General features: G+C 41.9%; 1 pseudogene. It reads right to left on the reverse strand.

Going from position 1 to position 692, the window contains the following annotated elements:
• A pseudogene (locus ACFILA_RS09780) lies at positions 1-692 on the reverse strand (hypothetical protein); the annotation flags it as partial.

A 692-nucleotide genomic window follows, 5' to 3' on the forward strand; every position in this document is an offset into this window, starting at 1 on the left:
CATCATTGACAAGACTACTAACTTTCTCATCCGTATACTTATTGGCATCTTCAAGAACTATCTTCATCTGCTCTTCAGTATAATCATGCAACTGACCGCCATTAACAGCTTGCTGAGAACCTGTTGCAATCTTGCCTGCCGCTACATTGTCTATCATAACAGGTTCGCTGTCATTGCCTCCTACTAACGTAATGCTATTGGTCTTTTTCCCATCACTATCTTTATCATAGTTAACAACGCCATCTGTTACGGCTACTTCAATATCTTTCACATGTTGATCTATCGTATCTACTTTGTCTTCAACCTCTTTTACCCTCTCATTCGTGCTCCAAAGCTGACCACCATTAACAACTTCTTGCGAACCTTCTGCTATCTTACCATCCAATACATTCGTAATCTTACTCGACTTACCATCATGCTTCGCATCATACGCGCCTTCTTCTTCATTCCAATTCAAACCATTGCTCGCCACACTCTTCTCAACATCATGAATACGGTCGTTGATACTCGTCATACCATCACTGACACCATCAAAAGCTCCTGCTACATCATGATAAATCTTCTTTTCTGACGAACTACCATCAGAATTGAATTGTGCAACCTTGAATTCCGGAGCCCTCCATTCGCCACCTTCATAGCTAGCTCCTCCTCCTAAATACATCGCTAGCGTCTGATGCAAGGAATAAAGCTGA

This window comes from Bartonella sp. CL71SXKL (assembly GCF_042194935.1).
GTDB lineage: Bacteria > Pseudomonadota > Alphaproteobacteria > Rhizobiales > Rhizobiaceae > Bartonella.